Below are 22,944 nucleotides of genomic sequence, written 5' to 3'. Positions count from 1 at the left end.
ACGGATGCATCCCAAGTACCGCCCCGACATCGATGGCCTGCGCGCCGTGGCCGTGGCCTCGGTGGTGGCGTACCACGCCTTCCCGAAGGCGCTGCCCGGTGGCTTCGTGGGGGTGGACATCTTCTTCGTGATCTCGGGCTTCCTGATCACGACGATCATTCTTCAGAGCCAGGCGGCGGGCGACTTCAGCTACCGCGACTTCTACGCACGGCGCGTGCGGCGCATCTTCCCGGCGCTGATGCTGGTGTTGGCGGCGACCCTGGCCTTTGGCTGGTACGTGCTGCTGAACCGGGAGTTCGTGGAGCTGGGCAAGCAAGCCGCGGGTGGGGCGGCCTTCATCGCGAACTTCGTGTTCTGGGGCGAGGCGGGCTACTTCGACACGGCGGCGGAGACCAAGCCGCTGCTGCACCTGTGGTCGCTGGGGATCGAGGAGCAGTTCTACATCTTCTGGCCGCCGCTGCTGGCGCTGGCGTGGCGCCGGCGCTGGTCCATGTTGCGCGTGCTGTGGGCGCTGGCGGTGGTGTCGTTCCTGATCAATGTGCTGACGATCCATCCGTTTCGCACGGCGGCGTTCTACTCGCCGCTGTCGCGCTTCTGGGAGTTGATGGCGGGCGGGATCCTGGCGTGCATGCGGTTGAGGGATGCCGGGGCGACGAGGCCCGCGTGGCGCAGCCATGTGCAGTCGGTGCTGGGCGTGGGGCTGATCGTGCTGGGGCTGGTGATGATCCGGGCCGACAAGGCGTTCCCGGGCTGGTGGGCGCTGCTGCCGGTGCTGGGTGCGGCGAGCTGCATCGCGGCGGGGCCGCAGGGGGTGCTGAACCGCTACCTGCTGTCGAACCCGCTGATGGTGGGCATCGGGCTGATCAGCTATCCGTTGTACCTGTGGCATTGGCCGCTCTTGTCCTATGCGCGCATCGTGCAGGGCGCGGCGCCATCGGCGGCCGTGAGCGCCGCGATGGTCTCGGCCAGCGTGGTGCTGGCCTGGCTCACCTACCGTACGGTGGAGTGCGCCGTCCGGACGCGCACGCAGCCCGCCACGCTGCGCGTGCTGGGCGGCAGCGCCGTTGCGGTGCTTGCCGTGGCGGTCGCGGTGCAACTGGGCCTGCCCGCGCCGCGGCACGACGACCCGATGCTGCAGACGCTGAGCAACGCGTCCTCCGACGGCGAGTACTACGAAGGCCTCGCGTCGGAGACGCTCGACGGCCACTTCGTGCGCCGCATCGGCGAGGGCACGCGCAAGGTGCTGGTGATCGGCGACAGTCATATCTCGCAGTACGCGCCGCGCGCGCGCGCGCTGGCACGCAGCGCGCCCGATGCGATGTCGACCACCTACTTCTTCGAATACCCGGCCTGCGCGCCGGTGCCGGGCATGGTGGTGGCGATCAATCCAGGCTGCGCGCCGCGGCGCGAGCAGATGCTCAAGTCCGCCTTCGATCCGAAGATCGACGCCGTGATGGTCGGCGCCTGCTGGAACTGCTACTTCACCGGCAACTTCTACATGCCCTATGTGTTCCAGGACGGCGCCTCGGCGCTGCCGATCAACGACGGCGGCCCCGGCATCGAGCCGGCACTCGCGTCGCTGCAGAAGCTGCTGGGCGAACTCGCGCGCCACAAGAAGGTCTACCTGCTGCTGGACAACCCGATGGGCAGCGATTTCGAACCGGGCCGCATGATCGCGGGCAGCCGTCTCGGCACGATGACCGTGCTCGCGACGGCAGGCAGCGCGGTGCTGCCGTCCGCGCAGGAGCGCTTGAACGACCGGCTGCGCGCGATCGCGCTGGCCGCCGGTGCCGAGCCGATCGACGCGGTCGGACAGCTGTGCCGGGAAGGCCGGTGCCTGCGCACCATGCCCGATGGCGCACCGGCCTATCTCGACAGCAACCATCTGCGTCCGGCCTACATCCGTGACCATGCGCGCTACGTCGATCCCGTGTTCCTCGCACCCGCCGCGCCATCGCGCGCCGGCAACTGAAAGAACGGCCCGGAGGGGCACCGATGCATCCCAAGTACCGCCCCGACATCGATGGCCTGCGCGCCGTGGCCGTGGCCTCGGTGGTGGCGTATCACGCCTTTCCGAAGGCGCTGCCCGGTGGCTTCGTGGGGGTGGACATCTTCTTCGTGATCTCGGGCTTCCTGATCACGACGATCATTCTTCAGAGCCAGGCGGCGGGCGACTTCAGCTACCGCGACTTCTACGCACGGCGCGTGCGGCGCATCTTCCCGGCGCTGATGCTGGTGTTGGCGGCGACCCTGGCCTTTGGCTGGTACGTGCTGCTGAACCGGGAGTTCGTGGAGCTGGGCAAGCAAGCCGCGGGTGGGGCGGCCTTCATCGCGAACTTCGTGTTCTGGGGCGAGGCGGGCTACTTCGACACGGCGGCGGAGACCAAGCCGCTGCTGCACCTGTGGTCGCTGGGGATCGAGGAGCAGTTCTACATCTTCTGGCCGCCGCTGCTGGCGCTGGCGTGGCGCCGGCGCTGGTCCATGTTGCGCGTGCTGTGGGCGCTGGCGGTGGTGTCGTTCCTGATCAATGTGCTGACGATCCATCCGTTTCGCACGGCGGCGTTCTACTCGCCGCTGTCGCGCTTCTGGGAGTTGATGGCGGGCGGGATCCTGGCGTGCATGCGGTTGCGCGATGCTGGAACCGTGAAGCCAGCGTGGCGCAGCCATGTGCAGTCGGTGCTGGGCGTGGGGCTGATCGTGCTGGGGCTGGTGATGATCCGGGCCGACAAGGCGTTTCCGGGCTGGTGGGCGCTGCTGCCGGTGCTGGGCGCGGCGAGCTGCATCGCGGCGGGGCCGCAGGGGGTACTGAACCGCTACCTGCTGTCGAACCCGTTGATGGTGGGCATCGGGTTGATCAGCTATCCGTTGTACCTGTGGCATTGGCCGCTGCTGGTGTACCCGCGCATCCTCAATGGCGGCTGGGAGCCCTCGGCGGGCGTGCGCGCCGGCGCGGTGGTCGCGGCGGTGCTGCTGGCCTGGCTGACCTACCGCTTTCTCGAACGCTTCACGCGCACCCGCGCGGGGGCGCCGCTGCTGCGCGGCCTGGTCGGCATCGGCTGCGCGATCGTGCTGGCCGGCGTGATGGTGGTGGCCGGCCTGCCGGCGCGCAACGGCGGCGAGATGCTGCAGAAGGTGACCGACGCGACCGTGGACGACGGCTACTACGACGGCTTCACGCCCGAGAAGGTGGGCCCGCATTTGGTCTACCGAGTCGGCCGCGGCGAGCGCAAGGTGCTGCTGATCGGCGACAGCCACATGCAGCAGTACGGGCCGCGCGCCAAGGCGCTCGAGCGTCTCGCGCCCGAGCGCATGGCGACCGCCTACTTCTACACCTGGGGCGCCTGCGCGCCGATTCCCGGCATGTTCGCCGAGGGCAACCCGGCCTGCGGCGAACAGCGCGACGGCATGCTGCAGCTCGCACGCGCGCCGCAGATCGACACCGTGGTGTTCGGCGGCTGCTGGAACTGCTACTTCAGCGGCGACTTCCCGCTGGCCTACGAGTACCGCGAGGGCCGCGCGGTCTACCCGGTGAACAACGGCGGGCCCGGCATCGCGCCGGCGCTCTCGATGCTGGGCCACACCATGGCCGAACTCGTGAAGCAGAACAAGAAGGTCTACCTGCTGCTCGACAACCCGAGCGGCATGGACTTCCAGCCGCAGCGCATGATCGCGGGCAGCCGGCTCGGCACGATGACGGTGGTGCTCGATTCGCCGACGGCCCCGCTGCCCGCGGCACAGGCCGAGCTCAACGCACGGCTGCGGCAGATCGCGCTGGACAGCGGTGCACAGGTGGTCGAGCCGATGGCCTCGCTGTGCAAGGACGGCCAGTGCCTGCGCGTGACGGCCGACGGCAAGCCGGTCTACAAGGATGGCGAGCATCTGCGGCCCGTGTACACGCGAGCGCACGCGGACTATGTCGACAGGATCTTTCTCGGAGAGGCGGCGCCGGCCGCCGCGGGCGGCAAGTAAGTCGGCCCACGGATTTCCGCGGGCCGATGTCTACTGCTGCGCCTTCGGATCGCCGAAGGGCTCGTCGTCGGGCGGCGCTTCGGCCGGCATCCTGAACTCCTCGCTGGCCCAGGCACCGAGGTCGATGCCCTTGCAGCGCGCGCTGCAGAACGGACGGTAGGGGTTGCGTTCCGAATAGACGCTGTCGCCGCCGCAGCTCGGGCAGCGGACGATGCGTTCGCCCTCGCGGGGCTCGATGCGCTCTTCGCCGGTCATGCGCACAAGGTGAGTTCGAAGGGGGTGTCGTCGCTGCTCTGGTGGAGGCGGTCGTCGCTCTCGTGGCGCATGAGCCGCACCGAGACCATGAGCCGGTTGCCGCTGATCTCGGGGATCAAGCCGAGCTTGGGATCGATGCGCAGGCGCAGCAGCTGGAAGCTGCGTCCCTGCGGCAGGTTCTGCTGGAACTGCCCGTTGGTGGCGATGACCTTGTAGGGCACGTCGGCGTCGCGCAGCAGCTTGAGCAGCAGGTAGATCGATTCGGCCAGCGGCGCCAGCGTGCCCGACCAGCGCTCGAGGTCGGCGCGGCGGCTCTGGGTGCTGCGGTGCTGCCAGGCGTAGTAGGCGGGCAGGTCGAATTCGCAGGTGCCGCCCGGAATGCTCGCGCGGCTGCGGATGCTCATGAGCCACTCGTTCTCGGTCAGCGACTGGCCGGCCTTGCCCGCGATGCCGTTGAGCGTGTTGAAGTTGCGCTCGAGCTGCGCCACCACCTGGTCGAGCGCGGCCTCGGAGATGTTCGGATTGCCGCGGTAGGCGTTGAAGGCGGACTTGTGCTTCTCGAGGTCGCGCATGACGTCGGCCTTGAGGTCCGCGCGCGCGGCCACGTCCATGATCTCGAAGATGGTGACGAGCGCGAAGTGGTGGGACAGGGGCGACTCGGCAGGCACCAGCTCGCCGAGGCGGCGAAACAGGTGCTCCAGTCGCAGATAGGTCCGGATGCGCTCGTTGAAGGGGTACTCGTAGAGGATCACGCGGGCTCGGTCTCCTGACGAGGCGATGATAGCCTCATGGCGTGCGTGACGGGGGCTCGGGCACGATCTTGCGCACCTCGCCGAGCATCAGCTCGCCGAGCGCGAGCTGGCCGTGCATCGACAGATGGGTGTCGTTGGGGAAGTAGAAGTCGCGGATCCGGGTCTTCTTTTCCTGCGTGAAGGCGAACAGGTCGGGGCCCAGGCCTGAGGTCTTGAAGGCCTCGACGAAGGCCTTCGAGTGCGAGGGATCGATGTAGGTGGTGGTCTTGTTGGGGATCACCATCCAGAGCATCGGGAACGCGGTCTGCGACTTGGTGAAGGCCTGCATCGCGGCCACGTCCGCGGCCGGCAGCTCGCCGTTCTCGTCGTCCTCGCCGAAGAACAGGGCCTTGTTGCACAGGCGGTGACTGAACATTTCGCAACCATTGACCACCGTGCGGGCCTTGGTGCGGTCGGTGGAGACGGTGTCGGCCGTGGTCGCCTTGGCGGCACGCGTGTACTTGAGCGTGTCCAGGCCCGAGGTGAGCTTGGCACCCCAGTTGAGCGCGAAGCCGGGCACGTGCTCGAGCGGCACCGCGAAGGGCTCGGTGCGCGCGGCGAAGGGCCGCTTCATCGTCTCGCAGCTGCGCGTGTAGCGCATGCGCTCCTGCAGGATGCGCTCCACGCTCTCGACGATCACGAGCTTGCCCTTGAAGCCGGCGCGCGCGAGCCAGGCGTCGAAGTCGCCGCACAGGCGCTCGTCGAACTGCCCCCAGAAAGCCGTGGTGACCTTGTAGCCGGCCTTGACCAGCACCGACTGCCAGCGGTGCGTCATCGAGAAGCTGTCGCCGATCACGACGATGTCGGCCTGGTCGAGCGGCACGGCATGCAGGTACTCGGGCGCGACCTTCGGCGGCTCCTGGGTCCAGCCGAACTCGCGGTCGGACATCAGGCCGATGCGGCTCAGGTCGCCGTAGGGAATGGGCGTCGCGAGCGTGAGCACCAGCAGCGACGAGATGACGAGGAATCCGGCCACGAAGATCCGCAGCCACAGTTTTGCGGGCGTCATGTCAGAACTGGAAGTAGAGGAACGGGCTGTAGGTACCGAGCTTCGAGATGCAGATGCCGAGCAGCGTCACGGTGAAGAGCGCCATCGCGGCCGTGAACAGCTTGTTGAGCGCCGGCCGGCCGGCCAGCGCCGCGGCCTGCGGCACCCAGCGCTGCAGCGTGATGGTGGGCGGCAGCGCGAGGCAGATGATGATCGCCACCAGCATGGTCTGGAAGAACTCGGGCTTGCGGTAGGGCACTGCGAGGAATTCGCGGAAAGCGGTGCCGGGCACGCCGTGCAGGCCCAGCATGCCGCGGTAGATGTCCATGGCGGCGTGCAGGCTCTCGGCGCGGAACATCACCCAGGCGATCATCACGCACAGGAAGGTCAGGAACCAGCCGAAGACGCGGCCGGCGATGCTCGGCGGGCCCTTGCGGCGGAAGGTGGTGGTCCAGATGTGGTTGATCATCAGGAAGATGCCGTGCAGCGCGCCCCAGATCACGAAGGTCCAGGCCGCGCCATGCCACAGGCCGCCGAGTACCATCGTGAGGAACAGGTTCACGTGGCGACGCTTCGGGCCCTTGCGGTTGCCGCCCAGCGGGATGTAGAGGTAGTCGCGCAGGAAGGTGGACAGCGAGATGTGCCAGCGGCGCCAGAACTCGATGATGCTGGTCGACTTGTACGGCGAGTTGAAGTTCAGCGGCAGCTGCACGCCCAGGCAAAGCGACAGGCCGACCGCCATGTCGGAGTAGCCCGAGAAGTCGAAATAGATCTGCAGCGTGTAGGCGAGCACGCCGAACCACGCGGTGTAGAGCGTGGGCTCGATGCCGTTGTGCACGCCGTTGAAGACCAGGTCGGCGTACTGGCCCATCGGGTCGGCGATCAGCAGCTTCTTGGCCAGGCCGAAGGTGAAGATGGCCAGCCCGAGCGCGATCTTGTTGGGGTCGGCGCGGTAGGTCGCGGGGTTGGCGAACTGCGGCATCATCTGCGCGTGGTGCAGCACCGGGCCCGCGATCAGGTGCGGGAAGTAGGTGACGAACAGCACGTAGTGGATGAAGCTGCGCTCGTGCACCTTGCCCTGCCAGCAGTCGACCAGGAAGGCGATCTGCGTGAAGGTGTAGAACGAGATGCCGATCGGCAGCACGATGTGCAGCAGCGGGATCGGCGCGAGGCCCGCGGCGCTCAGGCCGTCGTTGACGTTCGAGACGAAGAAGTTGGCGTACTTGAACACCGCCAGCACCACGAGATTGACCGTGAGCGCCGTGATCAGCAAGGTCTTGCGCCGGCGGTCGTCGCGCCCCGGTGCCGGCGTCAGGCGCAGGCCGAACCAGTAGTTGACGCAGATCGAGGCCAGCAGCAGCGGCAGGGCCTGCACGCTCCACCAGCCATAGAAGAACAGCGAGGCCAGCGCAAGAAACCCGGCTGCGGCCCGGATGTTGCGTTTGCCGATCAGGAAGAACCCGAGCAGCACCAGCGGGAAATAGACAAAGATGAAGGAATACGAGTTGAACAGCATCTCGAGAGGAGGCGCTGCTGCGAGCGCCCTTTTGTCGTAATCGTGGTGCAGCCGCCGCTGCGGCTAACCGGTGATTATCGCGTGCTGGCCGAGGCCCACCGTTTCCAGAGACCCCGCACCTGCTCGGCGAGTTCCTCCAGGGTCAGGCTTTCGTTGTCGATGACCGCATCGGCCGCGGCCCGGCGCAGTGCCCGCGGGGCCTGCTGCGCGATCACCGAGCGCACGGCTTCGGGGGCCCAGCCCGAGCGCGCGACGACGCGCCGCAGCTGGGTGGCTTCGGTGGCGTCGACCACCAGCACGCGCTCGACCAGTGCGCGCCAGCGCCCCGATTCGACCAAGAGCGGGACGTCGAAGACGATGGTGGCATCGGGGCCGGCGGCCGCGGCTTCGCGCCGGGTTTCGGCGCCGATCAGGGGATGCAAGATGCCTTCAAGGGCGCGCTTGGCCTCGGGGTCCTGGAACACGAGTTCGCGCATGCGGGCGCGATCGAGGCCGCCATCCGGCCGCAGCACCGCGGCGCCGAAGCGGGCCTCGAGCGCGGGCATCGCGATGCCGCCGGGTTCGGCGATGCGGCGCGCGATGGCATCGGTGTCGACCAGCACCGCGCCCTCGGCGACCAGCAGGCCCGCGACGGTGCTCTTGCCGCTGCCGATGCCGCCGGTGAGGCCGATGCGTCGGATCATGGAAAGCCGCCTGGCCTCAATGGAGCCAGGGGCCGAGCGGGAAGGCGAAGGGCGCCCATTGCTTGACGACACCCGGGCCGATGACGAGGCAGACCAGGCCCGCGCCCGCGAGGAAGGGGCCGAAGGCGATCGGAACGCCCTTGCCCAGCTTGCCGCTGAAGCGCATGCCCAGGCCGAGCACAGCGCCCACGATCGAGGAGATCAGGATGATCGCGATCAGGTAGTCGGCGCCGAGCCATGCACCCAGTGCTGCCAGCAGCTTGAGGTCGCCTTGGCCCATGCCTTCTTCCTTCATGACGAACAGGTAGCCATGGTAGACCAGCCAGAGGCTGAGGTAGCCGAACACCGCGCCCCAGACGGAGAGCTGCAGCGACACTCCCGTCCAGCCCGCGGCCGCGCCGATCAGGCCGAGCCACAGCAGCGGGTAGTTGAGCGAGTCGGGCAGGAACTGGGTGTCGAAGTCGATCAGAAACTGGCAGACCAGCAGCGCGGCGAAGGCGGCCCACAGCGCGCCCGTCGGCGTGAGGCCGAAGCGATGGCCGCAGAGCGCGAACAGCGCGGCGGTGGCCAGTTCGACCAGCGGATAGCGCGGGCTGATCCGGGTCTTGCAGGCGCCGCAACGGCCGCGCAATGCGAGGTAGCTCAGCACCGGGATGTTCTCGTACCAGCGGATCTCGTGGCCGCAACTGCCGCAGCGCGAGCCGGGCCGCATGAGGTCGAAGCGCGGCAGCTTCTCGAGTTCGACCGCGGCCTTGTCGGCTGCAGCTTCGAGGCCGGCCGGGGGCTGCGCCTTGGGGCCGAAGACCAGCGACCAGAGCGAGGGCATGTCCTTGACGCTCATGAGGTTCGCGACCGCGTCGTTCAACCAGTCGCGGTACATCATCACCGGCGTGCGGTAGATCACCACGTTGAGGAAGCTGCCGATCAACAGACCGAGGACGCCGGCGAGCGCGGCGTCGAATCCCTGCGACACCAGCATCAGACGACCTGGCCGAGCTTGAAGATGGGCAGGTACATCGAGACCACGATGCCGCCGATGATCACGCCGAGGAAGACGATGATGATCGGCTCCATCAGGCTCGAGAGGCCGGCGACCATGTCGTCGACCTCGGACTCGTAGAAGTCGGCGGCCTTGCCGAGCATGTGGTCGATGGAACCCGATTCCTCGCCGATGGCGGTCATCTGGATCACCATCGAAGGGAACAGGTTGACGTTGGTCATCGCGTTCGTGAGGCTGGTGCCGGTCGACACCTCCTGCTGGATCTTGGCCGTGGCGTCACCGTAGACGGTGTTGCCCGAAGCGCCGCCGACCGAGTCGAGCGCCTCGACCAGCGGCACGCCCGCGGCGAACATGGTGGCCAGCGTGCGCGTCCAGCGCGCGACGCAGGACTTCTCGATCAGCGCGCCGAAGATCGGCACCCGCAGCAGCAGGCGGTCCATGACCCGCTGCACGCGCTCGTTGCGCTTCCAGGCCTGGAAGAAGAAATAGAGGCCGCCGCCGATCACGCCGAAGATCAGCCACCAGTACGCCACGAAGAATTCGCTGACCGCCATCACGAACAGCGTGGGGGCGGGCAGGTCGGCGCCGAAGGAGCTGAACACTTGCTTGAAGGCCGGGATCACGAAGATCATGATGATGGCCACCACCACGAAGGCCACCACGACCACCGAGGTCGGGTACATCAGCGCCGACTTGATCTTCGACTTGATCGCCTCGGTCTTCTCCATGTAGGTTGCCAGGCGGTCGAGCAGGTCTTCGAGGATACCGGCCGCTTCGCCGGCCTCGACCAGGTTGCAGTAAAGATTGTCGAAGTACTTCGGGAACTTGCGGAAGGCCGACGACAGCGAGGTGCCGGTCTCGACGTCGCTGCGGATCTCGTTGAGCAGCTTGGCGACGCTGGGGTTGGCGTTGCCGCGGCCCACGATATCGAAGGACTGCAGGAGCGGCACGCCGGCCTTCATCATGGTGGCGAGCTGGCGCGTGAAGATCGCGATGTCCTTGGGCTTGATGCTCTTGCCCGAGCGGGTGCGGCGCTTCTTGATCTTGCTGGCGAGCACGCCCTGGCGCCGCAGCGCGGCCTGCACCTGGTTCTCGCCGGCGGCACGCAGCTCACCGCGCACCAGCTTGCCGTTGCGATCCTTGCCTTCCCACTCGAAGACGAATTCCTTGACGTCGCGCCGTTGCCGGCTTGCCGTCGATGCTGCTGTGGCCATTCGGTTCGATCTCCGCTTCCAGTGTGTTCGTTATAGGTTGGTGACCGCCACCACTTCCTCGAGCGAGGTCAGGCCCTGCATCACCTTTCGCAGGCCCGACCGGCGCAGCGAGCGCACGCCTTCGGCTTCCGATTGCTGCGCGATGTCGAGCGCGCTGCCGTCGCGCAGGATGATTTCCTGGATCGCTTCGGAGATCGGCATCACCTGGTAGATGCCCACGCGGCCCTTGTAGCCACCGCTGCAGGCCGCGCAGCCCACGGGCCGGTAGGGCTTCCAGCTGCTGTCGATCTCGTCGTCCTGGAAGCCCGCTTCGAGCAGGGCTTCGCGCGGGATGTCCACGGGCGCGCGGCAGGCCATGCACAGCCGCCGCGCGAGCCGCTGGGCGGTGATCAGGATCACGCTCGACGCGATGTTGAAGGGCGCGATGCCCATGTTGCGCATCCGCGTGAGGGTGGTGGGGGCGTCGTTGGTGTGCAGCGTCGACAGTACCAGGTGGCCCGTCTGGGCGGCCTTGATCGAGATGTCGGCGGTTTCGATGTCGCGGATTTCGCCGACCATGATGATGTCGGGATCCTGACGCAGGAAGGCCCGCAGCGCGGCCGCGAAGGTGAGGCCGGCCTTCTCGTTCACGTTGACCTGGTTGACGCCCGGCAGGTTGATTTCCGACGGGTCTTCGGCGGTCGCGATGTTCACGCCCGGCTGGTTCAGCAGGTTGAGGCAGGTGTAGAGCGACACCGTCTTGCCCGAGCCGGTCGGCCCGGTGACCAGCACCATGCCGTAGGGCCGGCTGATCGCGTGCAGCAGACGTTCCTTCTCGTCGGCGTCGTAGCCCAGCGCATCGATGCCCATGCGCGCGCTGCTGGGGTCGAGGATCCGGACCACGATCTTCTCGCCGAACAGCGTGGGCAGCGTGCTCACGCGGAAGTCGATCACCCGGTCGGGACCGATCTTGAGCTTCATGCGCCCGTCCTGGGGCACGCGCTTCTCGGAGATGTCGAGCCGCGAGATGACCTTGATGCGCGAGGCCAGCTTGTCCTTGATCACGGTGGGCGGGCTGGCCACCTCGCGCAGTTCGCCGTCGACCCGGAAACGCACGCGGTAGTGGTGCTCGTAGGGCTCGAAGTGGATGTCCGACGCGCGCATGCTGACCGCGTCGAGCAGCATCTTGTGAAGGAAGCGCACGACCGGCGCGTCCTCGACCTCGGCGATGGCCTGCTCGTTGGCGTCGCCGGCGGTGTCGGCGCTGACGTCGTCGAACTCGAATTCGGTGCCAACGATGCTGTTGATGGTTTCGGCCGCGCTGGCAGCGGCGGCCTCGACCATGCGCGACAGCTTGTCGTATTCGGCGATGACCCAGTCCACGCCCATCTGGGAGGCGAACTTGATCTTCTCGGCAGCCTGCTGGTCGGACGGATCGGCCGTGGCGACGATCAGGCGGTTGTTGCGCTTGCTGAGGACGACGATGCGGTAGGCCTGGCAGAGCTTGGGATCGAGCAGATCCTTCGGCAGGCGCTGGTGATCGATGGCGTCGAGGTCGAGCAGCGGGGCGCCGAAGGCATTCGAGAGCGTGTGGGCGAGGTCGGCGGCCGAGACGGCGCCGGTGCCCGTGAGCTCGGCGATGAAGCTGGAGCGGCTGCTCAGCGACTTCTGATAGAGATCTTCCGCGGTTTTCGCGGGCAGCTTGCCGGCCGAGACCAGCGCGCGTGCAAGCCCTGGCAAGGCGACTTGCGGGTTTTCTTTAACGGGAAGTTCGGCTGCAGCCATCAGCGAATGCAAGAGATGTGAGAAATTGCTTCACGATCATCGCCGAACACTCCTGTGCTGTAAATCGCTGTACAGCAACAGAAAATGGCATTCTGATGGTTTATGCCAGTCTCGAAAAGACTGGTCGGGGTGAGAGGATTCGAACCTCCGGCCTCTACGTCCCGAACGTAGCGCTCTACCAGGCTAAGCTACACCCCGATGGTGCGAAAAGTCAGTCGTCCTTGGCCAACTCGTTAGAGGTGTCAGGCACGCCGCTCAAGCAGCTGAGCCGCTAATTGTAGCAAACCTGAAGCGTGCGAATTCGTCGCGAAGCCGTCGAGCGCAGAAATTGCGCGTTGTGCTTCAGCCGCGGCCGCCGCGCGCGATGCATCCAGGGCGCCGGTTTCGCGCACGATCTCGACGATCTTGCCCAGTTGGGCGGTGTCGCCCGCCTCGATGGCCGCGCGCACCAGCGCGCTCTGGGCCGCGGTGCCGCGCTGCATCGCGAAGATCAGCGGCAGCGTGGTCTTGCCTTCGCGCAGGTCGTCGCCGAGATTCTTGCCGGTTTCGCTGGCGTCGCCTGCGTAGTCGAGCACATCGTCGATCACCTGGAAGGCCGTGCCCAGCGCCTGGCCGTAGGTGGCGCAGGCCTCCTCGACCTCGGGCGTCACGCCTGCCAGCACCGCGGCCAGGCGCGTGCTGGCTTCGAACAGCTTGGCGGTCTTGGAGCGGATGACACGCAGGTAGGCCGACTCGTCGAGCGAGGCGTCGTGCATGTTCATCAGCTGCAGCACCTCGCCTTCGGCGATCACGTTGGTCGCCTCGGCCAGGATCTGCATCACGCGCATGTTGTTGGCATCCAACATCATCTGGAAGGCGCGCGAATAAAGGAAGTCGCCGACCAGCACGCTGGCGGGATTTCCGAAGGACTCGTTGGCGGTCGGGCGTCCGCGGCGCAGCGTCGATTCGTCGACCACGTCGTCGTGCAGCAGCGTGGCGGTGTGGATGAACTCCACCACGGCCGCAAGATTGAAGCGCTGCTCGCCGGTGTAGCCGAGCGCGCCGGCCATCAGCAGCAGCAGGGCCGGCCGCAGGCGCTTGCCGCCCGCGGAGATGATGTACTTCGAGACTTGGCTGACCAGCGGCACCCCGGTGTCGAGGCGGTTGGAGATCACGCGGTCGACTTCGACCATGTCACCGGCGATCAGGCCGAGGACTGCGGCGGTGGGGGAGGTGTCGGCGGCGGGAACTGACAAAGCGTGGGCGCTGGGCGCTGCTGAATACAGGGATGGCGCAAGACGCCGGAAGGCGCCGATTATAGGGAGCGGGAGCGGCCACCGGCCTCGGCCGGGTGCCCGGGCATGTGAGCATGCGCAAACCGTGCTATAGTCTTGGGCTCTGCGGAATTCGCCGCGGAGACTCAATTCCTAAGAGGTTCACATGTACGCGGTCATAAAAACCGGTGGCAAGCAGTATCGCGTTGCTTCCGGCGAGAAAATCAAAGTAGAACAGATTGCTGCGGACGTTGGCCAGGAAATCGTGATCGACCAGGTTCTGGCCGTCGGAAACGGCGCTGAAATCAAGGTTGGCACGCCCCTGGTGTCCGGTGCAACGGTGACGGTCACGGTGCTGTCGCACGGCAAGCACGACAAGGTTCGCATCTTCAAGATGCGCCGTCGCAAGCACTATCAGAAACGTCAAGGCCATCGCCAGCAGTTCACCGAGCTGCAAATCGGCGCGATCGCCGGTTAAGGAGCAGACTCCATGGCACAGAAAAAAGGCGGCGGCTCCACGCGAAACGGGCGCGATTCCAAGCCCAAGATGCTCGGCGTGAAGGCCTTCGGCGGCCAACTGATCAGCGCCGGCTCGATCATCGTGCGCCAGCGCGGTACCCAGTTCCACCCCGGCGTGAACGTCGGCGTGGGCAAGGACCACACGCTGTTCGCCCTCGTCGACGGCCACGTGTCGTTCGGCTTCAAGGGTGCGCTCAACAAGCACATGGTCAATGTGACGCCGGCGGCCTGAGCCTCCAGCCACTTCGACTGTCTCGGAGCCCCGCTTTGCCGGGGCTTCTTCATTTGTAAACTGGACATCCCATGAAGTTCGTCGACGAAGCCTTCATCGACATCGCCGCCGGCGATGGCGGCAACGGCTGCGTGTCGTTCCGCCATGAGAAGTACAAGGAATTCGGCGGCCCCAATGGCGGCGACGGCGGGCGCGGCGGCCATGTGTTCGCCGTGGCCGACTCGAACCTCAACACGCTGGTGGATTTCCGCTACTCGCGCCGACACGAAGCCAAGCGCGGCGAGCACGGCATGGGCTCCGACATGTTCGGCGCCGCGGGCGACGACATCACGCTGAAGATGCCGGTCGGCACGATCATCACCGACGCCGAAACCGGCGAGGTGCTCTACGAACTGCTCACGCCCGGCGAGGTCATCACCATCGCCAAGGGCGGCGACGGCGGCTTCGGCAACCTGCGCTTCAAGAGCGCCATCAACCGCGCGCCGCGCCAGAAGACGCCCGGCTGGCCCGGCGAGCGCAAGAGCCTCAAGCTCGAACTCAAGGTGCTGGCCGACGTGGGCCTGCTGGGCATGCCGAACGCCGGCAAGTCGACCTTGATCAGCGCGATCTCGAACGCGCGCCCGCGCATCGCCGACTATCCGTTCACCACCCTGCACCCCAACCTCGGCGTGGTGCGCGTCGGTCCCGAGCAGAGCTTCGTGGTGGCCGACCTGCCCGGCCTGATCGAGGGTGCTTCCGACGGTGCCGGTCTCGGCCACCTGTTCCTGCGTCACCTGCAGCGCACCCGGCTGTTGCTGCACGTGATCGATCTCGCGCCCTTCGACGAGACCGTCGACCCGGTCGCGCAGGCCAAGGCGATCGTGGGCGAGCTCAAGAAGTACGACGCGCAGCTCTACGAGAAGCCGCGCTGGCTGGTGCTCAACAAGCTGGACATGATCCCCGAGGAAGAACGCGCCGCGCGCGTGAAGGACTTCGTGAAGCGCCTGCGCTTCAAGGGCCCGGTGTTCGAGATCTCGGCGCTCACGCGCGAAGGCTGCGAGCCGCTCGTGCACGCGATCTATCGCCAGGTGAAGGCCCAGCAGGTGGCCGAGCAGCCGCCGGCCGAGATCGATCCGCGCTTCGTCGAACTGCCGCCCGAAAAGCCCTGAGCGGGGGCCCTCGGCCCGGCCCTGCAATGCTATTGATTAAATAGCATAATCGTCAGTCTTCACGCCAGTTACAGCCTCCAATGACCTCGAATACCGGATCCACAGCCCTGCGGGACGCCCGCCGCATCGTCGTCAAGGTGGGCTCAAGCCTCGTGACGAACGAGGGCCGCGGCCTCGACGAGGGCGCCATCGGCGAGTGGTGCCGGCAGCTCGCCGCGCTGGTGCGCGACGGGCGCGAGGTGGTGATGGTCTCGAGCGGCGCCATCGCCGAGGGCATGAAGCGCCTCGGCTGGAAGACCCGGCCGCACGAGGTGCACGAGCTCCAGGCCGCCGCGGCCGTCGGCCAGATGGGCCTGGCCCAGATGTACGAGACCAAGCTGCGCGAGAACCGCATTGGCAGCGCGCAGGTGCTGCTCACGCATGCCGACCTGGCCGACCGCGAGCGCTACCTCAATGCCCGTTCGACGCTGGTGACGCTGCTGCGCCTCGGCGTGGTGCCGGTCATCAACGAGAACGACACCGTGGTCAACGACGAGATCAAGTTCGGCGACAACGACACGCTCGGCGCGCTGGTCGCCAACCTCGTCGAGGCCGATGCGCTGGTGATCCTCACCGACCAGCGCGGCCTCTATTCGGCCGATCCGCGCAAGGACCCCGATGCGAAGTTCATCCACGAGGCGGCCGCGGGCGACCCGGCGCTCGAGGCCATGGCCGGCGGCGCGGGCTCGAGCATCGGCAAGGGCGGAATGATCACCAAGATCCTCGCGGCCAAGCGCGCGGCCGGCTCGGGCGCCTCCACCGTGATCGCCTGGGGCCGCGAGCCCGATGCGCTGCTGCGGCTCGCGCAGGGCGATGCCATCGGCACGCTGCTGGTGGCGCAGACCGCGAAGCACCAGGCGCGCAAGCGCTGGATGGCCGACCACCTGCAACTGCGTGGCGCCGTGATCGTCGATGCCGGCGCGGCCGCCAAGGTGCGTGCCGAGGGCAAGAGCCTGCTGCCGATCGGCATGACGGGCGTATCGGGCGAGTTCTCGCGCGGCGACGTGATCGCGGTGCGCGATGCCGAGGGCATCGAGCTGGCGCGCGGCCTCGCCAACTACTCGAGCGTCGAGGCGCGGCTGCTGTGCCGCAAGCCCTCGGCCGAATTCGAGCGGCTGCTGGGCTACGCGGCCGAGCCGGAGATGGTGCACCGGGACAACATGGTGCTGATGCCGGTCTGAGGCTCGCCTCGACCTGCACCAAAGAAAAAGGCCCCGATCGGGGCCTTTCCTCATCGTGCCGGAGCACCCGGCTCACTGCACTTCGCGCACCGGATTGCGGATGTACTGGACGATCTCGCTGGCCGTCGAGCGCGGTGCGCTGTCGCGGCACAGGCCCTGGGTCGCGATGGCCCAGGTGTAGCGCGAGTTGAGGTCGGTGATGCGCTTCCACTCGGGCGCCTTGGCCAGCTCCCAGGCGTTGCCGCTGTAGCGCGCATAGCTCTTCATCTCGCCGGTCTTGCAGCGCACGCCGTCGTAGAAGGCGTTGACCGTGCCGCCCGCCTTGCTGCTCGCCACCACCACGTAGCGCACGATGCCGTCGGGCGTGATCGTGATGGTCTTCGGATCGATGCCGAACTTCAGCGTCATGTAGGGCGGCATCTCGATCGGCACCAGGCTGTTCTGGTCGAAGGCCGGTGGCGGCGGTGCCGCCGACTCCTGCCACTCGGCATCGGACTGCGTCGTCTTGGGCGGGGGCGGCATGCCGCTTTGCGCCCAGTCGGGGTTGTCGGTGTCGTGCTTGGCCGAGCCGCAGGCCGCCAGCAGCAGGGCGCTGGCGAGAACGAGCGCCGGGCTAGCGCGGCGTGGGAGGTTGCGCAGCGGATGCGGACGGAAAGACGGGGCCGTCGGAAGAGTCGGTCGCAGGTTTGACATTGGGATCCGGGTCGAAGCTCGCGCCCGGAGGCAGTTCGAAGTTGGCGTCGTGGCCGCCTGCGGAGGGATGGCGCTCGAACTCTCGGGCACGCACGTTGCTGCGCAGGAAGCGGTTGCGGAAATCCTGCCGTGGCAGGTAGCGAGCAAGCTCGGTGAGCGCCATCTCGTAGACGCCCCGTTTGAATTCGACGACGACATCGAGCGGCACCCAGTAGTCGTGCCAGCGCCAGGCGTCGAATTCGGGATGGTCCGTGGCACGCAGGTTGAGATCCCAGTCGTGGCCGACCAGTTGCAGCAGATACCAGATTTGTTTCTGGCCCTTGTAGTGACCTCGTGCGTCTCGTCGGATGAACCGATCCGGCACCTCGTAGCGCAACCAGTCGCGGGTACGGGCCACGATACGCACGTGCTCCGGATGGAGACCCACTTCCTCATGCAATTCCCGGAACATGGCTTGCTCGGGACTTTCGCCGCGGTCGATGCCGCCTTGCGGAAACTGCCAGGAATGCGTGCGGATGCGTTTGCCCCAAAAAACCTGGTTTTTCTGGTTGAGCAGGATGATGCCGACGTTGGGCCTGAAGCCGTCCCGGTCGAGCATAATCAAACCCCAATTTTTGAACTGAGTCGATTATGCATGCCGGGTTGCACTCGGCAAGCGACCGGTTCCGGGCTCTCAGGGTCTCTACGGGGGCCGTCGTCCGTCTCGTTTCACTCCGAACCAGCACCGCATTTCCGATGAAAGCATCCCGTTTCTTCGTCTCCACCCTCAAGGAAGCGCCGGCCGATGCCGAGGTGGCGAGCCACCGTCTCATGATGCGCGCGGGCATGATCAAGAAGGTCGGCACCGGCATCTACACGTACATGCCCATGGGCCTGCGCGTCATCCGCAAGGTCGAGGCGATCGTGCGCGAGGAGATGAACCGCGCCGGCGCGGTCGAGCTGACGATGCCGGTGGTGCAGCCCGCCGAGCTCTGGCAGGAGTCGGGCCGCTTCGACAAGATGGGCCCCGAGCTGCTGCGCATCAAGGACCGCCATGACCGCGACTTCGTGGTGCAGCCCACCAGCGAAGAGGTGGTGACCGACATCGCGCGCCAGGAGATCCGCAGCTACAAGCAGCTGCCGAAGAATTTCTACCAGATCCAGACCAAGTTCCGCGACGAGCGCCGTCCGCGCTTCGGCCTGATGCGCGGGCGCGAATTCATCATGAAGGACGCCTACAGCTTCGACCGCGACCTCGACGCGGCCAAGGCCAGCTACCAGGCGATGGCGCAGGCCTACCGCAACATCTTCGACCGCTTCGGCCTGCGTTACCGTGCCGTGGCGGCCGACAGCGGCGCCATCGGCGGCGACCTCAGCGAGGAATTCCAGGTCATCGCCGCCACCGGCGAGGACGCGATCGTCTACTGCCCCGACAGCGACTATGCGGCCAACATGGAAAAGGCCGAGGCGCTGGCCCCGGCTGGCCCGCGTCCCGCCGCCGCCAATGCGCTCGAGAAGACGCCCACGCCCGGCAAGAGCACCTGCGAGGACGTCGCCGTGCTGCTCGGCGTGCCGCTCGCCACCACCGTGAAGTCGCTGGTGCTGGCCACCGACATCGTCGACGAGGCCGGCAACATCACGGGCTCGCAGGTCTGGCTGCTGCTGCTGCGCGGCGACCACGAGATGAACGAGATCAAGGTCGCCAAGCTGCCCGGCCTCGACAAGGGCTTCCGCTTCGCGACCCTGGCCGAGATCGATGCGCACTTCGGCTGCAAGCCCGGCTACCTCGGCCCGCTGAACCTCAAGAAGCCGGTGAAGCTGGTGGCCGACCGCGAAGTCGCGCTGATGGCCGACTGGATCACGGGCGCCAACGAGGTCGACTTCCACATGACCGGCGTCAACTGGGGCCGTGACCTGCCCGAGCCCGAGCTGGTGGCCGATCTGCGCAACGTGGTCGCGGGCGATGCCTCGCCCGACGGCAAGGGCGTGCTGGCGATCGAGCGCGGCATCGAGGTGGGCCACGTCTTCGTGCTGGGCACCAAGTACAGCAAGGCGATGAACGCCACCTTCCTCGACGAGGCCGGCAAGCCGCAGTTCCTCGAGATGGGCTGCTACGGCATCGGCGTCACGCGGCTGCCTGCCGCCGCCATCGAGCAGAACCACGACGAGCGCGGGATCATCTGGCCCGACGCGATCGCGCCGTTCACCGTGGTGGTGTGCCCGATCGGCATGGACCGCAGCGCCGAGGTCAAGGCCGCGGCCGAAGCGCTCTACGAGGAGTTGCTCGCCAAGGGCGTCGACGTGCTGCTCGACGACCGCGGCGAACGCCCGGGCGCGATGTTCGCCGACTGGGAACTGATCGGCGTGCCGCACCGCGTGGTGATCTCCGACCGCGGCCTCAAGGAAGGCCAGCTCGAATACCAGCATCGCCGCGACACTGCCGCGACCAAGGTGCCGGCCGCCGGCATCGCGGACTTCATCGCCGGCAAGCTCGCGGCATGAGCCTTCCGGGCGGCTTCTCCCGGCGCCATTGCATCGGCGCCGCGGCGGGCGCCCTCGCGGCGCTGTCGCTGCCGCGCCCCGCACTGGCCGGCGCGCAGATCGAGGAGCCGCTGATTGACTCGGTGCGCACCGCGCTGAGCTCGGCCATCCACAACAAGGCACCGCCGGTGCCGCAATTCGCGAACACCGAGGCGCGCCTGGCCTACCTGCGCTGGCTCGGCGAGATGAGCGAACGGCTCAAGAAGAAGGTCGCCGACGCGCCCTCGCGCATCGAATTCCTGCAGACGGTCTGGTACGAGGCCAAGCGCTCGGGGCTCGACGTGAGCCTAGTGCTCGGGCTGATCCAGGTCGAGAGCAATTTCCGCAAGTTCGCCGTCTCGAGCGCGGGCGCGCGCGGCTACATGCAGGTCATGCCGTTCTGGACCCGCGTGATCGGCGACAGCGACCCGGCCAAGCTGTTCCACATGCAGACCAACCTGCGCTTCGGCTGCGTGATCCTGCGTCACTACCTGGACCGCGAGAGCGGCGACCTGTTCCTGACGCTGGGCCGCTACAACGGCAGCCGCGGCAAGGCGCCGTATCCGAACGCGGTGTTCTCGAACCAGCGGCTGTGGGCCTGGGCCGACCGCGAGCGCGAGATCGAGCGCAAGGAACAGGACAAGGCCCGTTCCGCGGCCTGACTGGAATTCAGGCGATCAGGTCTTGGTGACCATCACCTGGTCGATCCGGTAGCTGTCGACGTCCATCACCTCGAAGGTATAGCCCGCCCAGCTCACGCTGTCGGTGCGCTTGGGAACGCGGCGCAGCATCACCATCAGGAAGCCCGCGAGCGTCTCGTACTCGTCGGCATGCGGCAGCTCGTCGATGTGCAGCGCGCGCTGCACGTCCTGGATCGGCGTGATGCCGTCGATCAGCCAGGAGTTCTCGTCGCGGCGCACGATCTGTTCCTCGTCGGGCGTGGACACGAGGTCGCCCATCACCGTGCTCATCACGTCGTTGAGCGTGATCACGCCCACCACCAGGCTGTACTCGTTGACGATGATCGCGAAGTCCTCGTGCGCCTGCTGGAACTGCTCGAGCACCTCGGTCAGCGACAGCCGGTCGGGGATCACCAGCGCCTTGTGCAGCGGCAGCCCCTGGTCGAAGGCCAGCGGCTGGCCGCTGAGCACGCGCTGGAACATGTCCTTGGCATCGACGTAGCCCAGCACGTGGTCGATGTCGCCGTCGCACACCGGGTAGGCCGAGAAGGGCTCGGCCACGATGCGCGCGCGCAGCACCGACTCGGGATCGTCGTGCAGGAACCAGGCGATGCTGTCGCGCGCGGTCATCACGCTGCTCACGAGCCGCGTCTCGAGCTCGAACACGTTGGCGATCACCTGCTGCTCGCGCACCGCGAGCACGCCGGCGCGCGCGCCGGCCTCGGTCATCGCGAGGATGTCGGCCGAGGTGATCTTGTCGTCGCGCGCCATCGGCATGCCCAGCAGCTTGAACAGCAGGTCGGTGCAGGCGGTGAACAGCCACACCAGCGGCTTGAAGGTGGTGATCAGCAGCTGCATCGGCTTGGCGATGCGCACCGCCAGGCGCTCGGGGTCGTTCATGCCCAGCCGCTTGGGGAACAGGTCGGCGAACACCAGGAACACCGCGATGATGGTCACGAAGGAGCACAGGAAGCCCGCGCTCTGCGCGCCTTCGGGGCCGAGCCAGCCGGTGAACAGGCGCGCGAAGTAGGGGCTCAGCGCGCCTTCGCCGACCACGCCGCCGAGGATCGCGACCGCATTGAGGCCGATCTGCACCACGGTGAAGTAGTAGCCCGGCTGTTCCTGGATGCGCAGCACGAGGTCGGCGCGCGCGTCGCCGTCGTCGGCCATCTGGCGCAGGCGCAGGCGGCGCGAGGCGGCCAGCGCGATCTCGGCGAGGGAGAAGAAGGCGCTCAGCGCGATCAGGAGCGCGATGACGAGCAGGCTTTGGGTCAGGGTCATGGTGGTCACCAACAGACCCCGATGGTGCCATGGCGCAGGGGGCGGCCGCCACGGGCGCGGCCCGCGGACGAAAGGGGGCTCAGACCCCGCCGTGCGGATGGGTCGGGTCGACCCACAGCACCGACTCGGGCTTCTCGACCGGTTCGATGTCGAGGTTCACCGCGACGGCCTCGCCGTCGCTGCGGCACAGCACGCACTCGAGCGTCTCGGTCGGGCTGGCGTTGATTTCCTGGTGCGGCACGTAGGGCGGCACGTAGATGAAGTCGCCCGGCCCGGCCTCGGCCGTGAACTCGAGCTGCTCGCCCCAGCGCATGCGCGCGCGACCGCGCACGACGTAGATCACCGATTCGAGGTGGCCGTGGTGGTGGGCGCCGGTCTTGGCGTCGGCATGGATGGTGACCGTGCCGGCCCAGAGCTTCTGCGCGCCGACGCGCGCGAAATTGATCGCCGCGGCCCGGTTCATGCCGGGCGTCTGGGCGGTGTTGACGTCGAGCTGGTTGGCCGCGATCACCCGCACGCCGTCGTGCTTCCACGCCGGGGCCGCAGCCTCGTCGTGCGGATGCCCGTGGTCGTGATCGTGGCCGTGGCTCATCGCCGGCCCGGATCAGGCAGCGTCGCCGGCCAGCACCTTCTGCAGTTCGCCCGACTCGTACATCTCCATCATGATGTCCGAGCCGCCGACGAATTCGCCCTTGACGTAGAGCTGGGGAATCGTGGGCCAGTTGCTGTAGTCCTTGATGCCCTGGCGGATGCCATCGTCCTCGAGGACGTTGACGGTCTTGAGCGACCTGGTGTCGACGCCCACGGCCTTGAGGATCTGGATCGCGCGGCCCGAGAAGCCGCACATGGGGAAGCTGGCGTTGCCCTTCATGAAGAGCACGAGTTCGTTGGATTTGACGAGGTCGTCGATGCGTTGCTGGGCGTCGGACATGGGGGCTCCTGAAAAGTAGGCTGGAGGGATTATTTCACCGTGCGCCGGATTCCGCCCGAGCAGCGCGCGATGCCTGCCAGGTCGTCGCGGCTTTGCACCTCGGCGAAGCCGCGGGCGGCCAGGAGCTGCCGCACCGCGGGGGCCTGGTCGTGGCCGTGCTCCAGCAGCAGCCAGCCGCCTTCGGCCAGGTGCGCGGGCGCGTCGGCGACGATGCGGCGGATGTCGTCGAGCCCGTCGGCGCCGGCCACCAGCGCCGAGACGGGCTCGTGCTGCAGCGCGGGCAGGTGCGGGTCGCCGGCGGCGATGTA

The 22,944-nt window shown here is 67.3% G+C and carries 22 protein-coding genes, 1 tRNA gene and 1 pseudogene; 8 read left to right on the top strand and 16 right to left on the bottom strand.

Annotation, left to right across the window (positions count from 1 at the left end):
- Positions 1–4: 4 nt before the first annotated feature.
- Complete coding sequence (locus AC27VN_RS03880; protein ID WP_490875684.1) at positions 5–1,972, top strand: acyltransferase family protein; 1,968 nt, start codon at positions 5–7, stop codon at positions 1,970–1,972.
- Between the two features lie 23 nt (positions 1,973–1,995).
- Positions 1,996–3,969 carry an acyltransferase family protein gene (locus AC27VN_RS03875; protein WP_490875683.1) on the top strand — a complete coding sequence of 658 codons (1,974 nt, stop codon included), beginning with the start codon at positions 1,996–1,998 and terminating at the stop codon, positions 3,967–3,969.
- Between the two features lie 30 nt (positions 3,970–3,999).
- Here AC27VN_RS03875 and AC27VN_RS03870 read toward each other — a convergent pair whose 3' ends face one another.
- The 10 genes from AC27VN_RS03870 to AC27VN_RS03825 all read right to left on the bottom strand — a co-directional run bounded on the left by AC27VN_RS03870 (position 4,000) and on the right by AC27VN_RS03825 (position 13,415).
- Positions 4,000–4,224 (bottom strand): DNA gyrase inhibitor YacG, encoded by a 225-nt coding sequence (locus AC27VN_RS03870; RefSeq protein WP_203202663.1) that lies wholly within the window; start codon positions 4,222–4,224, stop codon positions 4,000–4,002.
- Positions 4,221–4,976, bottom strand: a complete 756-nt coding sequence (gene zapD, locus AC27VN_RS03865; protein ID WP_057592104.1) for a cell division protein ZapD — start codon at positions 4,974–4,976, stop codon at positions 4,221–4,223. The genes AC27VN_RS03870 and zapD overlap by 4 nt, the downstream gene beginning before the upstream one ends.
- Positions 4,977–5,010: 34 nt before the next feature.
- Positions 5,011–6,024 (bottom strand): hypothetical protein, encoded by a 1,014-nt coding sequence (locus tag AC27VN_RS03860; protein ID WP_490875682.1) that lies wholly within the window; start codon positions 6,022–6,024, stop codon positions 5,011–5,013.
- 1 nt (position 6,025) lies between these two features.
- Positions 6,026–7,519: an MBOAT family O-acyltransferase gene (locus AC27VN_RS03855; RefSeq protein ID WP_490875681.1), complete on the bottom strand. Its 1,494-nt coding sequence runs from the start codon at positions 7,517–7,519 to the stop codon at positions 6,026–6,028.
- 74 nt (positions 7,520–7,593) lie between these two features.
- Positions 7,594–8,202, bottom strand: coding sequence for a dephospho-CoA kinase (gene coaE, locus AC27VN_RS03850; RefSeq protein ID WP_490875680.1), 609 nt, complete (start codon positions 8,200–8,202; stop codon positions 7,594–7,596).
- Between the two features lie 16 nt (positions 8,203–8,218).
- On the bottom strand, positions 8,219–9,181 hold the full coding sequence (locus AC27VN_RS03845; protein ID WP_490875679.1) for a prepilin peptidase: 963 nt from the start codon (positions 9,179–9,181) through the stop codon (positions 8,219–8,221).
- Positions 9,181–10,416, bottom strand: coding sequence for a type II secretion system F family protein (locus tag AC27VN_RS03840; RefSeq protein WP_490875678.1), 1,236 nt, complete (start codon positions 10,414–10,416; stop codon positions 9,181–9,183). Before AC27VN_RS03840 ends, AC27VN_RS03845 begins: the two co-directional genes overlap by 1 nt.
- A 30-nt stretch (positions 10,417–10,446) precedes the next feature.
- Entirely contained in the window at positions 10,447–12,180 is a 1,734-nt protein-coding gene (gene pilB / locus AC27VN_RS03835; RefSeq protein ID WP_093341269.1) for a type IV-A pilus assembly ATPase PilB, read from the bottom strand.
- Positions 12,181–12,301: 121 nt separating this feature from the next.
- Positions 12,302–12,378, bottom strand: a tRNA-Pro gene (locus tag AC27VN_RS03830).
- 44 nt (positions 12,379–12,422) lie between these two features.
- Positions 12,423–13,415: a polyprenyl synthetase family protein gene (locus AC27VN_RS03825; RefSeq protein WP_296800489.1), complete on the bottom strand. Its 993-nt coding sequence runs from the start codon at positions 13,413–13,415 to the stop codon at positions 12,423–12,425.
- 184 nt (positions 13,416–13,599) lie between these two features.
- Between AC27VN_RS03825 and rplU the strand changes: the two genes are divergently transcribed.
- The 4 genes from rplU (at position 13,600) to proB (ending at position 16,552) form a co-directional block, all read left to right on the top strand.
- Entirely contained in the window at positions 13,600–13,911 is a 312-nt protein-coding gene (rplU, locus tag AC27VN_RS03820) for a 50S ribosomal protein L21 (protein ID WP_057592097.1), read from the top strand.
- A gap of 12 nt (positions 13,912–13,923) precedes the next feature.
- Positions 13,924–14,184, top strand: a complete 261-nt coding sequence (rpmA, locus tag AC27VN_RS03815) for a 50S ribosomal protein L27 (protein ID WP_057592096.1) — start codon at positions 13,924–13,926, stop codon at positions 14,182–14,184.
- Positions 14,185–14,255: 71 nt separating this feature from the next.
- The gene (gene cgtA / locus AC27VN_RS03810; RefSeq protein WP_093341025.1) at positions 14,256–15,332 is read left to right on the top strand and encodes an Obg family GTPase CgtA; all 1,077 of its coding nucleotides are present in this window, start codon (positions 14,256–14,258) and stop codon (positions 15,330–15,332) included.
- Positions 15,333–15,412: 80 nt separating this feature from the next.
- The gene (proB, locus tag AC27VN_RS03805; RefSeq protein WP_093341023.1) at positions 15,413–16,552 is read left to right on the top strand and encodes a glutamate 5-kinase; all 1,140 of its coding nucleotides are present in this window, start codon (positions 15,413–15,415) and stop codon (positions 16,550–16,552) included.
- 72 nt (positions 16,553–16,624) lie between these two features.
- Here the strand turns inward: proB and AC27VN_RS03800 are convergent, their stop codons facing one another.
- A complete protein-coding gene (locus AC27VN_RS03800) occupies positions 16,625–17,074 on the bottom strand; it encodes a CNP1-like family protein (protein WP_256222354.1) in 450 nt (149 codons plus the stop codon).
- Between the two features lie 91 nt (positions 17,075–17,165).
- A complete protein-coding gene (locus AC27VN_RS03795; protein WP_490875687.1) occupies positions 17,166–17,843 on the bottom strand; it encodes an RNA pyrophosphohydrolase in 678 nt (225 codons plus the stop codon).
- A 137-nt stretch (positions 17,844–17,980) separates the two neighbouring features.
- Here AC27VN_RS03795 and AC27VN_RS03790 point away from each other — a divergent pair, with 137 nt between their 5' ends.
- Together AC27VN_RS03790 and AC27VN_RS03785 are read left to right on the top strand one after the other, a co-directional pair.
- Positions 17,981–19,726, top strand: coding sequence for a proline--tRNA ligase (locus AC27VN_RS03790; RefSeq protein ID WP_490875677.1), 1,746 nt, complete (start codon positions 17,981–17,983; stop codon positions 19,724–19,726).
- Entirely contained in the window at positions 19,723–20,406 is a 684-nt protein-coding gene (locus tag AC27VN_RS03785) for a lytic transglycosylase domain-containing protein (RefSeq protein WP_431510271.1), read from the top strand. Before AC27VN_RS03790 ends, AC27VN_RS03785 begins: the two co-directional genes overlap by 4 nt.
- Positions 20,407–20,421: 15 nt before the next feature.
- Here the strand turns inward: AC27VN_RS03785 and paeA are convergent, their stop codons facing one another.
- The 4 genes and pseudogenes from paeA to AC27VN_RS03765 all read right to left on the bottom strand — a co-directional run.
- Positions 20,422–21,705, bottom strand: a complete 1,284-nt coding sequence (paeA, locus tag AC27VN_RS03780) for a polyamine export protein PaeA (protein WP_093341268.1) — start codon at positions 21,703–21,705, stop codon at positions 20,422–20,424.
- A 79-nt stretch (positions 21,706–21,784) separates the two neighbouring features.
- The gene (locus AC27VN_RS03775) at positions 21,785–22,297 is read right to left on the bottom strand and encodes a cupin domain-containing protein (protein ID WP_057592084.1); all 513 of its coding nucleotides are present in this window, start codon (positions 22,295–22,297) and stop codon (positions 21,785–21,787) included.
- 12 nt (positions 22,298–22,309) lie between these two features.
- The gene (grxD, locus tag AC27VN_RS03770) at positions 22,310–22,636 is read right to left on the bottom strand and encodes a Grx4 family monothiol glutaredoxin (RefSeq protein ID WP_296787505.1); all 327 of its coding nucleotides are present in this window, start codon (positions 22,634–22,636) and stop codon (positions 22,310–22,312) included.
- Positions 22,637–22,665: 29 nt separating this feature from the next.
- Positions 22,666–22,944 (bottom strand): annotated as a pseudogene (locus tag AC27VN_RS03765) (peptide chain release factor N(5)-glutamine methyltransferase); the annotation flags it as partial.

The organism is Variovorax sp. 20P10.2.4 (assembly GCF_058244205.1).
This window is presented reverse-complemented; position numbering and strand designations above follow the sequence as displayed.